The following is a 14,607-nucleotide window of genomic DNA, read 5'->3' on the forward strand; positions in this document are numbered from 1 at the left end:
GTCGCATCGCGCGGACCTGCGCTAACCATTGGGGCAACAGTCCGGTAACGGACGGCGCAGACGAGATTTTGGAATTCGATATCCTGAGAGAGGGAACACATGAAAACGGCGATTACGGAACTGTTCGGCATCCAGCACCCGATCATTCAGGGTGGCATGCACTATGTCGGCTTCGCGGAGCTTGCCTCCGCCGTCTCGAATGCGGGTGGCCTCGGCATCATCACCGGCCTGACGCAGAAGACGCCGGAACTGCTGGCGAAGGAAATTGCCAAGTGCAAGGACATGACCGACAAGCCGTTCGGCGTGAACCTGACCTTCCTGCCGACCTTCGCCGCGCCGCCGTATCCGGAATACATTCAGGTCATCAAGGAAGCGGGCATCAAGGCGGTCGAAACCGCGGGCCGCAGCCCCGAGCAGTATATGCCGGCGCTGAAGGCCGCAGGCATCAAGGTCATCCACAAGTGCACGTCGGTTCGTCATTCGCTGAAAGCTGAAGCCATCGGCTGCGACGCTGTCAGCGTCGACGGTTTCGAGTGCGGCGGTCATCCCGGCGAAGACGATATGCCGAACATGATCCTGCTACCGCGCGCGGAAGAAGAGCTCACGATTCCATTCGTCGCCTCGGGCGGCATGGCCGACGCGCGCAGCCTTGTTGCCGCGCTCGCCATGGGCGCACAGGGCATGAACATGGGCACGCGCTTCATCGCCACCAAGGAAGCTCCGGTTCATCCGAATGTGAAGCAGGCGCTGCTGAAGGCCACCGAGCTCGACACCCGCCTTGTGATGCGCGCGCTGCGCAACACCGAGCGCGTTCTTACCAACAAGAACGTCGAGAAGCTGATCGAGATCGAGAAGGAAAAGGGCAAGAGCCTCAAGATCGAAGACATCATGGACCAGGTCGCCGGCGTCTATCCGAAGGTGATGCAGGAAGGCGACATGGACGCAGGCGCATGGAGCTGCGGCATGATGGTCGGCCTGATCCATGACATCCCGACGGTGAAGGAACTGATCGACCGCATCATGGCGGATGCCGAGTTCATCATCCGCAAGCGCCTGACCGGCTTCCTCGACGGCACGTTCTCCGCAGCGACGCCGCGCAGGAAGGTGGCATAATTTCACTATATGAATGGAATGACTGGCGGGCTCGCGTTATCGCGAGCCCGTTTTGTTTCTAAGTTGTGAGTGCGTACGCCTCGCGCATCTGATCGATGGCGTCGAGTTTGGCGTGAAGCACCGACCAGTCGTCGCTCTCGGCAATCGGTTTCCAGATCGCCTCCACCTCCTCGATAAGCATCGAACACGCATCGCGTCGCGAGAAAAAGGGGTGGGCAAGGTCGACTCCTTCGCGCGGCGCGAAATCCTGCAGCGCTGCGCGGACCGCGACGAACGGCTCCATCGCATAGAAATCCTTCGACGGACTGCGCGCGGCGCGCTCGCTGCTGGCAAGCCCGCCGAACCAGTCAAAGAACGTCTGCTCGAACGGCGCTTTCGTCTCCGCCAGAAAAATCCACAGCGCGCGCACCAGTTCGTTATCGAGTACCGCGCCGCGTGACTGCACGCCTAGCCGTTTTACCATCGCGTCGGTGAATTCGCGCCGGATTGCCGGCTCGAACACGCCGAGCGCTTTCTCCAGATTCGGCTGATCGGCGATGCCGAGCAGGCATTCCGCCAGCCGCGTGACGTTCCAGAAGAGCGCGTCGGGCTGGCGGCCGTAGGCGTAAAGTCCGCTCTCGTCGAAATAAGCCGCGGTAAAGCCCGGCTCCAATACAGGGAGGAAACGCCACGGGCCATAGTCGAAACTCTCGCCGGTGACATTGATGTTGTCCGTATTCAGAACGCCGTGAACGAATCCGGCCGCCATCCACTGTGCGCCGACCCGCGCGACACGGCGGCAGACTTCCTCAAGGAATGCGACGGCGCGAGACGCTGGATCGTCGCGCCAGACATCGGGCATGTAGGTTTTGATGGTGTAGTCGAGCAGCTTGAGGATGTTCTCCGGACTGCGAAGAAAGGCCTGCCGCTGGAACGAGCCGATCCGGATATGCGAATGACTGAGGCGCACCATCACAGACGACCGCGTGGGCGAGGGTTCGTCGCCGCGCACGAGCGCTTCGCCGGTCTCGATCAGGCTGAATGTCTTCGAGGTATCGACACCGAGTGCTTCCAGCATCGAGGTGGCAAGCACTTCGCGCACGCCGCCCTTCAGCGTGAGGCGTCCGTCCGCGGTGCGTGACCATGGCGTCTTGCCGCTGCCCTTGGTGGCGAGATCGAGCAGGCGGCCCTTCTCGTCGTAGAGTTGAGCGAACAGGAAGCCGCGCCCGTCGCCGAGTTCGTGGTTGTAAACGCGAAACTGATGACCGTGGTAGCGCAGGGCCAGAGGCTTCGCGAAAGTATCGGCCAGCGGCTGAAAGCGCCCGAAATGTGCGATCCATTCCTCGTCGGTCAGGGTGTCCAGTCCGACGGACTTCGCCGCGCGCCGGTTGCGATAGCGCAGAATGTGATCGGGAAACTCCGCCGCGGCGACCACGTCGTAGAAATCCTGGCCAAGTGCGGCATGGCTGGCCGAAGCGCGGTATTGAGGTGAGACAGGCATTCAGGACTCGGATAATTTCAGCGGCGAGATCATCATAACCGGCGCCGCGGCATTCGGTTCGAGACAGGTGAGACAATGACCGACCGGCAGAAAGACGAGCGCAGTAACAAAGAACTGTCCCATCACATCCTGCCGACCTCCGCCACCATGATCGGCATATGTACGACCTTCATCGGCCTTGTGAAAGTCGTCGAAACCCGGATGGGACCGACCCATGTCGATGAATACGCCGCGCTCGCCGCTCTGCTGTTTCTCATCAGCGCAACGTCGTCCTATCTTTCCATCCGCTACGTGATGGCGACCGGCCTGAGCGAGCGCTGCGAGCGGATCGCAGACGTGCTGTTTCTGACCGGCCTGTTCAGCATCACCATTATCGCGATGCTGTTTGCCTATGAGGCGATCTAGAAGGGCAGGTGACCTGTTTTATACCAGGTCATGGCGAGAAACCCGATCACCAGTCCAACCACGACGCCGAGTGCGACTTTCATATGAACCTCCGAGCTAATGAATCTCCGCCGCCTTGGCGAGCGCCTCTTTCAGCTTCGCGACGGTGAACGACGGATCGCGCGCGATGCCGAGAATCGGCTCCTCGCGCCGTTCGCACAGACGCGCCGCATCCGGAAGTCTCTCCGCGATATTGGCCGGGATCACCACCGCGCCATGGCGGTCGGCGTGAATCAGATCGTCCGAACTCACCGTCATACCTGCGACACATACCGTTTCGCCGAATCCAGCAAGATGAACGAAGGCGTGGGAGGGACCGATGCTTCCGGCCAGCGCCTGAAAGCCCGGCGCCCATGCCGGAATGTCGCGGATTGATCCGTCCGTGACGACGCCGAGGCAGCCCAGAGCCTTGTGGACCGAACTGTTGACCTCGCCCCAGAACGCGCCGAAGCCGATGTTGATCCCGTCGAGATCCTGAATGACGCTGATGCGGGGACCGTGACCCGTGCCGCAATACTCATAATAGGCCAGCCGCTGCGCGCGCTGGTCCGCCGGCGACAGGCTGGAGGGCGAAGTGGCGCGGATTGTTGCGGTGCGAGCGTAACCGACCATCGGTGGCAGATCCGGAAACGGGCAGACCAGCGGCTTGGTGGTGTAGCCGATCAGGCGGCGTTCCGGCGCGACCACTTCCAGCGCGTTGCATATCGTCGGCGTGTCCCAGCGGGCCAGTGTCTCGAGCAGGGATGCGGGATGGGGCGCGGACTGACTCACGGGTTGATCTCCTGTTGTTGGTTGTTTGCGCCGGGATGGCAAGGCGCGGGGAGTGTGCCTTCGCGGCGGGGCGGCGGCAAGAGCGGGCTTCGGCATCTTTCCCGGCTTGCGGGAAACGGCCAAACGAGGCGATGATGGGCGGCTTGCGCCTCGCGCCAATCTGACAATCAACAACGCATCAGGGGATGAAATGGCCACCAACAAGAAGAAACTGCTGATCGTCGAAACCATGTCGCCCGGCGGCTGGGCGCTGCTCCGGGACCGCGAGGATATCGAAGCGATTGAATTTCCCAACACGATCTCTGCGCCGGACTTCAACAAGATGCTGCGCGAGCATGCGCCGGTGAATGGCGTGGCGCTGGGCGGGACGGCATTCGGCGCCAACGAGATCGCGTCTTCCGGCGAGATGAGAGTCGTGACACGCATCGGCGTCGGTTATGACGCAGTGGATGTGAAGGCCCTCAGCGCCAGCAGGATTCCGCTGATGACCACCGGCATCGCCAATTCGCCCTCGGTCGCCGAATGCGCGCTGTTCATGATGCTGTCGCTGGCCAAACGCGCCGCCGAACTTGATCGCCTGGTCAAGAGCGGCAACTGGACCAAGCGTCTCGGCGCGATCCCATACGATCTGCTCGGCAAGACCGCGCTGGTGATCGGCTTCGGCCGCATCGGATCACGCACCGTCAAGCGGCTGGTGGCGATGGAAATGAACGTACTGGTCTACGATCCGTTCAAGCCCGCGTCTGCGATTGAAGCTGCGGAAGCGGAGTATGTGACCGATCTCAACGCAGCGATCCCGCGCGCCGACTTCATCACGATCCACTGTCCGAAATCCCCGGAAACGGTCAACATGTTCAGCACCGCGCAGCTTCAACTGATGAAGCCGACGGCTTACCTCATCAATACGGCGCGCGGCGGCATCGTGGACGAGGACGCGCTTTACGCAGCGCTGACGTCCGGCAAGATCGCGGGCGCGGGTGTCGACGTGTTCGCGCAGGAGCCGCCGCGGCCCGACCATCCGCTGTTCAAGCTCGACAATGTCATTACCGCGCCGCATGTGGCCGGCGTGACCCGCGAGGCGCTTGACCGCATGAGCCTGCAGACCGCGAAGAACATCCTGAGCGCGCTTGATGGCAATCCGATTCGCGAGAATGTCATCAATCAGGATGTGCTGAACTAAACTTCAGGATTGCTTCTCGCAATGTCATCGGATTTCGGATGACACAGTGCTTTGTGATTCGTCATTGCGAGGAGCGATAGCGACGAAGCAATCCAGTCTTGCTTGCTGCTTATGGATTGCTTCGCTTCGCTCGCAATGACGAAAGACTTGTTTAATGCCCCTGCAAAACCGTGTGTCGCCGTTCGGGGAGATCGTTGCCACCGCGCATCGCGGACGCTTCACTGGCAACCGCGGCATCATCCACGATCCGGCGACCCGAACGCTGCTGAACCGGCGCTGGTCGTCGAAGGCCTGGATCACCTGCGTCTGCGAGTTTCGCGGGCGCAGGCGCAAGGTGATGAGCCGGCGAAGCTGGACAGAGTTGTTCTTCCTCGATGAGGCGACATCCTTCGCGGCGGGGCATCGACCGTGTTTCTATTGCCGCCGTAACGATGCGACGGCCTTTCGCGATGCATGGGCAGAAGGCAATGGCGTCACCAGACCTTATGCGACCGTAATGGACGCGAGGCTTCACGATGAACGGCTGGACGGGCGCCAGAAGCGGCTGCATCCGCTCCCAAGCTCCGTCCTCCAGTTACCGGACGGCGCGATGATAGCTGTCGGCGGGGAAAGTTATCTCATTGCGAAAGGTGCGGTCTGGCGCTGGTCGTTTGCCGGCTATACCCCCGTGCCAGCAGACCTCACCGGCGCGATGCTGCTGACGCCGCCGTCCATCGTGAATGCATTGCGTGCCGGATATCGCGCGCAGATCGGATTCGGCTAGGCCGGCTTCGCGATCCGGTCCATTCGTCCCGCCACGGCGCGAACCTTTCGCGGGGCCGCGAGCCAGATCGCGGCGGCGGAGAGGGCGCTGGCTGCGATACCGATCACGAAGGCCAGCGTGTAATCGCCGTAGATGTCATGCAGGATGCCGGTGATCCACGGACCTGCCGCGCCGCCCGCCAGCGCGGTGAAGCCGATGGTGCCGAAGATGGTACCGAAATGTTTGCCCTGAAAAATCTCTGCGACCACTGCGCCCATGATCGAGGTGAAGCCGTAACCGAGCGCGCCCTGCGCGATCACCATGACGTACACAAGCAACAGCGTCGGCGTGTATTGCAGCGCAATCAGCATCGCAAAGCAGATCGCAAAGCCGAGCGATGAGATGGTCCAGATCCATTCGCGGCCAATGCGGTCGGAGAGATATCCAAGCGCAATCTGCCCCGGAATGCCGATCAGGCTGACCATGCCGAGCGCCCACGCGGCGGAGGTCGAACTGAATCCGATCTCAACCAGATATTTGGTCTGATGCACCTGCACGGCATACCAGACATACAGGCCGCAGAAGTAGCCCAGTGAAATCCACCAGAACCGCGCGGTGCGCAGCGCGCGCGCGAGCGTCCAGTCGACGGCCACCCATTCAGGATCAACCACATTCGAGGGCGGCGCGGTGGTTGTGGCTGTCGGCGCGGCTTCGCCGTCGGGCCGCAGGCCGATATCTTCGGGGCGCTTGCGCAGCAAGAGATTGAGCGGGATCAACACGACCAGCACGAGGATGCCCATCGCCCAACTCGCGGCGCGCCAGCCGCTTCTGTCGATCAGAAACTGCATCCACGGCAGGATGATGATCGAGCCGATGCCGACGCCCGCGAAGGCAAGGCCGACCGCGAGGCCACGTTGTTTGACAAACCAGTTCGGAAGGAACAGCGACTGGCCGGAATAGCCGAGACAAATGCTGCCCGCGCCGACGAGGCAACCGATGGTGCCGTAAAGATGCCAGGGCTGCGAGGTCAGCGGCGCCAGCAAGAGGCCTGCGCCCATCAAGACCACGCCAAGCTCCATCACCGTGCGCGGGCCGGTGCGGTCCATCAGCTTGCCCATCAGCGGACTGAGCAGCGCCGAGACCAGAAAGCCGACCGAAAATGCGCCGGCGGTGACACCGCGATCCCAGCCGAATTCGTCGACAATGGGCGAGAAGAACAGCGAGAACGAAGTGCGGGCATTCACGCCGATGCCCATGGTGACGAAGGTTACGGCGACGATGATCCAGCCGTAATAGAAGGGCAGGCGGCGCATGCAGGAATTCCGAACCAGAAGCGAGTCAGAGGCATTGGAGTATGGGCCTAGATTGGCGGCGCGTCATGACGCGCTGCAACCGAATTCGATCCGCATCATTGCAGCCGGGGCGCGGCTATCAAATTACCTTTGAGGTAAGAAATTAGCTTTGCGCCAATCCCACGGCCCATAGCGCAAAGGCGTAGACAATTGCGATTTCGTCCAGCCGGTTGAAGCGGCCGGACGCGCCGCCATGGCCCGCACCCATGTTGGTCCGGAGGATCGCCGGTCCGCCGCCGGTCATCACAGGCCGCAGGCGGGCGATCCATTTGGCCGGCTCCCAATAGGTGACACGCGGATCGGCGATGCCGCCCATGGCAAGAATGGCGGGGTACTCCTTCGCCGCAACATTGTCATAGGGCGAATAGGACAGGATTGTTTTGAAATCGTCCGCGCTTTCGATCGGGTTGCCCCATTCGGGCCATTCCGGCGGCGTGAGCGGCAGCGATGCATCCAGCATGGTGTTCAGCACGTCGACGAACGGCACTTCCGCGACGATGCCTGCGAACAGGTCGCCCGAACGGTTGGCCACAGCGCCCATCAGCATGCCACCGGCGCTGCCGCCATGGCCCACGATCTTCTTTGCGGACGTATATTTCGCTGCGATCAATGCACGGCCCGCGGCGGCGAAGTCATCGAAGGTGTTTGTTTTCTTTTCCCGCTTGCCGTCGAGATACCAGCCCCAGCCCTTGTCAGAGCCACCGCGGATATGCGCGATGGCATAGACAAAGCCGCGATCCACCAGCGACAGGCGGTTGGCGGAAAAGGACGCGGGCATTGCTGTCCCGTAGGAGCCGTAACCGTAGAGCAGCAGCGGCGCGCTGCCGTCAAGTTTCAGGTCGCTACGGTACAGGATCGAGATGGGCACCTGAGCGCCGTCATGCGAGGTCGCGATGATCCGGGTGGTGATGTAGTCCGCCGGATCGTGGCCCGAGGGAATTTCCTGCCGCTTGCGGAGGGTGCGCACGCGGCTGACCATGTCGTAGTCGTATACTTGTGACGGCGTGGTCATCGACGAATAGGAAAAGCGAATATTGGTCGTATCGAACTCGTAGCCGCCGAGCGTGCCGAGCGAATAGGCCGCTTCATCGAAGGCGATGGCGTGTTCCTGCAGCGTTGCGAGATCGCGGATGACGATGGATGGCAGCGCATTGGCCCGCTCCATCCGCACCAGATGACCGGAATAAAGCTCGATGTCGATGATGTAAGTGCCGGGCCGGTGCGGGATCAGGTCTCGCCAGTTCTTGCGCGCAGGCGAGGCGAGCGGTGCGGTGACGATCTTGAAGTCGATGGCGTCATCGGCATTGGTCAGGATGAACAATTGATCGCCGCGGTCCGCGACGGAGTATTGCACGCCTTCCTGGCGTTTGGCGACAAGGCGTGGCTGGGCGTCCGGCGCACTGAGGTCGATCAGGTGCTGCTCGGAGGTTTCGTGATCGCCACCCGCGATCACACAGAAGCGGCCGCTGGCGCTTTCATGGATATGGGTGAACCAGCCGGAGTCACCTTCCTCATAGACCAGCGTGTCTTCCGATTGCGGTGTGCCGAGGATGTGGCGATAGACCTGCATCGGCCGATGGTTGTCGTCGAGCTTCACATAGAAGAACGATTTTGAATCTGCCGCCCAGACGATGCCGCCGTCGGTTTCCTCGACACAATCGCTGCTGTCCTTGCCGGTTTCCCAGTCGCGGATGCGGATGGTGAAATACTCCGAACCGCGAACATCCGCGCTCCAGGCTTCGAGCCTGTGATCGGGAGAATGCCGCGCTTCGCCGAATTTGAAGTATTCGGTCTGTTTCGCCAGTTCGTCGCCGTCGATGATAAAGCGTGCCTCGCCGGATGAGTTATCAAGATCTTGGCGCGGCAGTCGTCCGATCTGCTCGTGCTGTCCGCCCTCGTTATACTTGTGGAAGTAGGCGAAAGGTCCGTCCGGCGACGGGACGCTGGAATCGTCTTCCTTGATGCGGCCGCGCATTTCGGCGACCAGCGTCTTCTGCAACGGTTCGGTGTGACCCAGCACGGTGTCGGCGTAGGCGTTTTCCGCCTCGAGATAGGCGCGGATATCCGGCTTGAGCACCGACGGGTCGCGCAGCACCTCCTGCCAGTTTTCATCCTTCAGCCAAGCATAGTCGTCGGTCACGGTGATGCCGTGATGGGTGAAGCTATGAGGACGGCGCGGTGCGATCGGAGGGGTGGAGGTTTTTGTCATGCGGAACGGAGCTTTCAATCAACGAAAATGAACTTCAAGGTCGTCCCCGGGAAAGCGGGGACCCATGCTCCCTGTCGTCTCATATTTCTGAGACATGTAGTTGTGTATTATGGAGAGGCTAGGGGTGATGGGTCCCGGCGGGACGACAGTCTTAGTTTTCAGACTTCGCCTCAGACGAAACCCCAGCCAGCGCCAGCACCGCATGCAACAGGACGTTCGCGCCGGCGGCGCAGTCCGTCTGCGTCGCATCCTCCAGTTCGTTATGGCTGACGCCGTCCTTGCAGGGCACGAAGATCATCGCCGCTGGAATCACAGTTGCGAGATTGCAGGCATCGTGGCCCGCGCCGGAGGTGATGCGGCGATAGCTGTAGCCCATATCCTTCGCCGCGGCTTCGACCGCATCGACCAGCGCGGCATTGAACACCGTCGGTTCCTTGCGCCAGATTTGCTTGAGGTCGATGCTCACCTTGCGGCGGGTTGCAATCTCCGCGACAGCGGACTGGATCGCCGAATGAAGGCTGTCGAGAGTTTTTGATTCCGAACTGCGGACGTCCACGGTGAAATTGAGATCGCCGGGGATGACGTTGCGCGAGGGATTGTCGATCCTGATTTCGCCGATGGTGCCGACGGCATTTGGCCCATGATCGCGTGCGATCCGTTCCACGGCGAGGACAACCTCGGAGAACGCTGCGAGCGCATCCTTGCGCAGCGGCATCGGCGTGGTGCCGGCATGGCTGGCGAAACCGGCAATCGTGCCGTCATACCACATGATGCCCTGACCGCGATCCACGACCCCGATGGTCTTGTTCTCGGCCTCGAGCAACGGTCCCTGTTCGATATGCAGTTCGACGAAGGCGCTGAATTTCTGCTTGCCGACCGGATCGGCGCCGCGATAGCCGATGGTATCGAGCGCTTCGGCAACGGTGATGCCGTCGGCATCCTTGCGGCCGAGAATATCCTCGGTCGTGTAGTCGCCAGCATAGGCGGCGGAGGCCATCATCGCCGGTGCGTAGCGCGAGCCTTCCTCGTTGGTCCAGTTGCAGACGCAGATCGGAATATCGGTTTCGATCCCGGCGGCGTTCAGCGTGCGGACCACTTCGAGCGCCGCCAATGTGCCGAGGATGCCGTCGTATTTTCCGCCGGTGGGCTGGGTATCGAGATGCGAGCCAATGCCGATGGGCGGCTTCGACATGTCGCGGCCGGGGCGGATCGCGAACATGGTGCCAAGTGCATCGACGCTGACGTCGCATCCGGCGGCTTCGCAGGCTTTGCGGAACCAGTCGCGCACCTGCTTGTCCTCCGGACCGAGGGTCAGCCGCTTGACGCCGCCCTTCGGCGTTCCGCCGAATTTCGCAGTCTCATGAATGTCGCCCCAGAGACGGGCGGAATCGATCTGGAGATTGGATTTCGCTGTTGTCATGATCGGTCGATACCGCAAATCGAGGCGAAGCGCATCAGTCCGAATGGAGGGTCAGGTGTGCCGGTGGGAATGCTTTTTGCGCGCGGCGGAGGGCTTTGCGCCCGGATCGGTAGGGATCATTACCACGCGGCCATAGCGCACGCCACGCTCGGCGATGACGTGCTCCGCCAAATGCTGCACCTCGGACGTTTTGCCCTTCAACGCCGTGATTTCCATGCAGTTGTCGTTGTCCAGATGCACATGGAGCGTGGCCAGCGACAGGTCGTGGTGATGGTGGAAGTTGTTGACCAGGCGGCTGGAGAGATCGCGTGCCGCATGGTCGTAGACATAGACCAGCGCCGCGACACAGTCGCCGCCGGCCTGTCCGGCATCCTGTGCCGCCTGTTGCATCCCGGCGCGGGCGAAGTCGCGGATGGCCTCCGACCGGTTCTGGTAGCCGTGCTGCGCAATCATGCGATCCAGCTCAACCATGAGGTCGTCGTCGAGGGTGATGGTCACGCGCTGCATTCAAGATGCTCCGTCCGGCCAGTGCCGCATGCTGATAGTTCCGCGAACCATAGCCGATCCGGAGCCGCACCGGTGTTATTTGATGGCTCCAAAAAAGAGGCTGGCCGATTGAGCGCGCCGCCGGCAGCCTGTGCAAGGCCGCCGTGTTTCGCCAAGCGAACCTGGACTTGCAACAAACACAGAACTTCGGGACCTAATGACGCAGTTGCGCGGAATGCGCTGCAATAACTGCGGCTTGCATGCGTCTCATTGCTTTTCTTTCGTTTCGATTTCGGGGATCATTGCCGCCGAAACACAAGGCTCGGACACACGAGCCGCCAAGGGGAGAGAAGCTCAATGACATATCGAATCTTACGGAAGGCAGTATTGGCTGTTGCAGCGCTCGCGGCGCTGTCGGGTGTTGCGCTGGCGCAGGACTATCCCACCAAACCGATCACGCTGATCGTGCCGTGGCCGGCAGGCGGCTCCACCGATATCTCGATGCGGGCGATCGCGGAAAGCGCATCGAAGGTGCTCGGCCAGCCCGTCGTGGTGGACAACAAGGCCGGTGGCGGCGGCACCGTCGGCCCCGCGACAATGGCGGCAACCGCCAAGCCCGATGGTTACACCATCTCGCAAATTCCGATCACTGTGTTCCGTCTTCCGCTGATGCAGGATGTGTCGTGGAATGCGGAGAAGGATTTCACCTATATCGTGCATCTCACCGGTTACACCTTCGGCGTCACCACGAATGCGGAATCGCAATTCAAGACCTGGAAGGATGTGGTCGATTTCGCCAAGGCTAACCCGGGCAAGGTGACCTATGCGACACCGGGTGCGGGCACCTCGCTGCATATCGGCATGGAGCAGATCGCAGGGAAGGCCGGAATCAAGCTGACGCAGGTGCCGTTCAAGGGCGGCGCGGAAACCAATGCCGCTGTGCTTGGCAAGCACACCATGCTGCAGGCGGACTCCACCGGCTGGCGTCCGCTGGTCGATGCCGGCAAGCTGCGCCTTTTGATGGTGTGGACCTCGAAGCGCTCGCCGAACTTCCCCGATGCGCCGACGCTCAAGGAACTCGGCTACGACATGGTCTACGATTCGCCGTTCGGCGTCGCCGGTCCGAAGGGCATGGACCCGAAGATCGTCGCCAAGCTCCACGACGCCTTCAAGAAGGCAATCGAAGACCCCGCCGTGATCGCAACATTGGCGAAGTTCGACATGGTGGCGAATTACAAGAACACCGAGGACTACAAAAAGTTCGTCGGTGAGGTCATCGCGTCCGAACGCAAGGTGATTGATACGCTCGGTCTCGCCAAGAAGACGAACTAACGGTTCGCACGAATCGTGCAGGGCTCGCGTATGCCGCGAGCCCTGACTTGACGCTTGGGGAGCGGGGTCATGGCTGAGGCGCAGCGTGCGAAAATCAGGCTGAACAATTCCGAACTGTGGGGCGGCGTTGTCGGCCTTGCCCTCGGCATTTTCGTGGTCTGGTCGGGCTACAGGCTCAAAATCGGCGGCATTCACGATCCGGGGTCCGGCTTCGTGGTGTTTTACGCCGGCATTCTGATGTGCCTGTTTGCGCTGTCGATCACTGTCGGAGCGGCGATGGAGGGCGGCCCGACCATCGGATCGCTCTGGAAAGGCACGCGCTGGACCAAGCCGCTGATCGTGACCGGATGTCTCGCCGCTTTCGCGTTCCTGCTTCAGCCGCTGGGCTTTCTTCTGTCGGTCATCCCGCTGTTGCTGCTGCTTCTGCGGGTCATTGACCCGGTGCGGTGGAGTCTCGCGATTCCACTCGCCGTGCTCGCGCCGCTCGGTGTGTGGTGGGTCCTCAAGCATGGACTGCTGATCCAGTTGCCGTCAGGCATGTTTGGCATCGGCTGAGGAGAGCGCGCCATGGATGTTATCGCCAATGTCATGCACGGCCTCGGTGTCGCGCTCCAGCCTGTGAACCTGCTGTATTGCTTCATCGGCGTCTTCATCGGAACGCTCGTCGGAGTTTTGCCTGGCATCGGCCCGATTTCGGCGATGTCGCTGCTGTTGCCGGTGACGCTCTCCGGCACGCCGGAGTCCGGCATCATCATGATGGCGGGCATCTACTACGGCTCGATGTATGGCGGCTCGACCACCTCGATCCTTGTCAACATTCCGGGTGAAGCGGCGTCTGTGGTGACTTGCATCGACGGACATCAGATGGCGAAGCAGGGCAAGGCAGGGCCCGCGCTCGGCATCTCGGCACTTGGCTCTTTCATCGCAGGCACGTTCGCGCTGATCGCGCTGATGTTCATCGCGCCATCGCTCGCGAGTGTCGCGGTCGCGTTCGGGCCAGCCGAGTATTTCAGCCTGATGGTGCTGGGCCTCGTGGTGCTGACGTTTCTTACCCAAGGCTCGATGGCCAAGGCGCTGCTGATGGCCTGCATCGGCGTGGTGCTTGGGCTGATCGGCCTCGACAGCATCACGGCGCAGCCGCGATTGACCTTCGGCCGCCTCGAACTGATCGACGGCATCGGCCTCGTGCCGGTGGTGATGGGGCTGTTTGGCGTGGCGGAGGTCCTGATCAATATCGAGCAGGTCATCAAGCGCGATGTGATTGAAACCAAGATCACGCAGCTTTTGCCCAACAAGGAGGAATGGAAAGCCAGCGCAGGACCCGTCGGACGCGGCACTGTGCTCGGATTTTTCCTCGGCATTCTGCCGGGCGGCGGCGCGGTGGTCGCGTCTTTCGCGTCCTACGCGCTGGAGAAGCGGCTGTCGAAGACACCGGAGCGTTTCGGCAAGGGCGCGATCGAAGGCGTCGCCGGACCGGAAGCGGCCAACAATGCCGCTGCGGGTGGCGCATTCATTCCGCTGATGACGCTCGGCATTCCGCCCAATGTGGTGATGGCGCTTCTGCTCGGCGCGTTCGTGATCCACGGCCTGCAGCCGGGACCGTTGATGATCACGCAGAATCCCGGCCTGTTCTGGGGCATCATCGCCAGCATGTATATCGGCAACCTCATGTTGCTGGTGCTGAACCTGCCGCTGATCGGCATGTGGGTGCAGTTGCTGAAGTTGCCCTACAACGTCCTCTTTCCGCTGATCCTGCTGTTCACGATCGTCGGTGTCTATTGCAGCAGCAACAACGTCTTCGACGTCTATGTGATGATCGGATTTGGAATCATCGGCTATATGATGCGCAAGTTCGGGTATGAGCCGGCACCGCTGGTGCTGGCCTTTGTGCTGGGGCCGTTGCTGGAGAACAACCTGCGCAAGTCGCTGATCCTGTCGCAGGGCGACCTGATGACATTCGTCGAGCGTCCGATCTCGGCTGTCTGCCTGATCGCCGCCGCGATCCTGCTGATCGGGCCGCTGCTGCCGTCGCTGCGCAGGAAGCGCGAGCTGGTCGCACTGGACGAGGGAGCCTGATC

The 14,607-nt window shown here is 61.6% G+C and carries 13 protein-coding genes; 7 read left to right on the forward strand and 6 right to left on the reverse strand.

Annotated elements, in window-relative coordinates; all coding sequences use genetic code 11:
* Nucleotides 1–99: 99 nt before the first annotated feature.
* On the forward strand, nucleotides 100–1,113 hold the full coding sequence (locus HMPREF9696_RS00760; protein WP_002711019.1) for an NAD(P)H-dependent flavin oxidoreductase: 1,014 nt from the start codon (nucleotides 100–102) through the stop codon (nucleotides 1,111–1,113).
* A 58-nt stretch (nucleotides 1,114–1,171) separates the two neighbouring features.
* Here HMPREF9696_RS00760 and HMPREF9696_RS00765 read toward each other — a convergent pair whose 3' ends face one another.
* On the reverse strand, nucleotides 1,172–2,593 hold the full coding sequence (locus tag HMPREF9696_RS00765; protein WP_002711020.1) for a protein adenylyltransferase SelO: 1,422 nt from the start codon (nucleotides 2,591–2,593) through the stop codon (nucleotides 1,172–1,174).
* Nucleotides 2,594–2,668: 75 nt separating this feature from the next.
* Between HMPREF9696_RS00765 and HMPREF9696_RS00770 the strand changes: the two genes are divergently transcribed.
* The gene (locus HMPREF9696_RS00770) at nucleotides 2,669–2,998 is read left to right on the forward strand and encodes a hypothetical protein (protein WP_002711021.1); all 330 of its coding nucleotides are present in this window, start codon (nucleotides 2,669–2,671) and stop codon (nucleotides 2,996–2,998) included.
* A gap of 96 nt (nucleotides 2,999–3,094) precedes the next feature.
* Here the strand turns inward: HMPREF9696_RS00770 and HMPREF9696_RS00775 are convergent, their stop codons facing one another.
* Nucleotides 3,095–3,808: an RraA family protein gene (locus HMPREF9696_RS00775; protein ID WP_002711022.1), complete on the reverse strand. Its 714-nt coding sequence runs from the start codon at nucleotides 3,806–3,808 to the stop codon at nucleotides 3,095–3,097.
* 190 nt (nucleotides 3,809–3,998) lie between these two features.
* On the opposite strand from HMPREF9696_RS00775, the gene HMPREF9696_RS00780 reads away from it, so the two are divergent.
* Both HMPREF9696_RS00780 and HMPREF9696_RS00785 read left to right on the forward strand, forming a co-directional pair.
* Nucleotides 3,999–4,988, forward strand: a complete 990-nt coding sequence (locus HMPREF9696_RS00780) for a hydroxyacid dehydrogenase (RefSeq protein ID WP_002711023.1) — start codon at nucleotides 3,999–4,001, stop codon at nucleotides 4,986–4,988.
* A gap of 154 nt (nucleotides 4,989–5,142) precedes the next feature.
* Nucleotides 5,143–5,751, forward strand: a complete 609-nt coding sequence (locus HMPREF9696_RS00785) for a hypothetical protein (RefSeq protein ID WP_002711024.1) — start codon at nucleotides 5,143–5,145, stop codon at nucleotides 5,749–5,751.
* Here HMPREF9696_RS00785 and HMPREF9696_RS00790 read toward each other — a convergent pair.
* From HMPREF9696_RS00790 to nikR, 4 genes are all read right to left on the reverse strand, one after another.
* Nucleotides 5,748–7,043, reverse strand: a complete 1,296-nt coding sequence (locus HMPREF9696_RS00790) for an MFS transporter (RefSeq protein WP_002711025.1) — start codon at nucleotides 7,041–7,043, stop codon at nucleotides 5,748–5,750. The genes HMPREF9696_RS00785 and HMPREF9696_RS00790 overlap by 4 nt on opposite strands.
* Nucleotides 7,044–7,185: 142 nt before the next feature.
* A complete protein-coding gene (locus tag HMPREF9696_RS00795; RefSeq protein WP_002711026.1) occupies nucleotides 7,186–9,291 on the reverse strand; it encodes a S9 family peptidase in 2,106 nt (701 codons plus the stop codon).
* A 151-nt stretch (nucleotides 9,292–9,442) separates the two neighbouring features.
* A complete protein-coding gene (locus HMPREF9696_RS00800; protein ID WP_002711027.1) occupies nucleotides 9,443–10,711 on the reverse strand; it encodes a Zn-dependent hydrolase in 1,269 nt (422 codons plus the stop codon).
* A 51-nt stretch (nucleotides 10,712–10,762) separates the two neighbouring features.
* Complete coding sequence (gene nikR, locus HMPREF9696_RS00805) at nucleotides 10,763–11,218, reverse strand: nickel-responsive transcriptional regulator NikR (protein ID WP_002711028.1); 456 nt, start codon at nucleotides 11,216–11,218, stop codon at nucleotides 10,763–10,765.
* Between the two features lie 336 nt (nucleotides 11,219–11,554).
* On the opposite strand from nikR, the gene HMPREF9696_RS00810 reads away from it, so the two are divergent.
* From HMPREF9696_RS00810 to HMPREF9696_RS00820, 3 genes are all read left to right on the forward strand, one after another.
* Nucleotides 11,555–12,529: a tripartite tricarboxylate transporter substrate binding protein gene (locus tag HMPREF9696_RS00810; RefSeq protein ID WP_002711029.1), complete on the forward strand. Its 975-nt coding sequence runs from the start codon at nucleotides 11,555–11,557 to the stop codon at nucleotides 12,527–12,529.
* 69 nt (nucleotides 12,530–12,598) lie between these two features.
* Nucleotides 12,599–13,084: a tripartite tricarboxylate transporter TctB family protein gene (locus HMPREF9696_RS00815; RefSeq protein ID WP_002711030.1), complete on the forward strand. Its 486-nt coding sequence runs from the start codon at nucleotides 12,599–12,601 to the stop codon at nucleotides 13,082–13,084.
* A gap of 12 nt (nucleotides 13,085–13,096) precedes the next feature.
* On the forward strand, nucleotides 13,097–14,605 hold the full coding sequence (locus HMPREF9696_RS00820; protein ID WP_002711031.1) for a tripartite tricarboxylate transporter permease: 1,509 nt from the start codon (nucleotides 13,097–13,099) through the stop codon (nucleotides 14,603–14,605).
* The last annotated feature ends 2 nt before the right edge of the window (nucleotides 14,606–14,607 follow it).

It is taken from the genome of Afipia clevelandensis ATCC 49720, assembly GCF_000336555.1.
In the GTDB taxonomy this organism is placed as follows: Bacteria; Pseudomonadota; Alphaproteobacteria; order Rhizobiales; family Xanthobacteraceae; genus Afipia; species Afipia clevelandensis.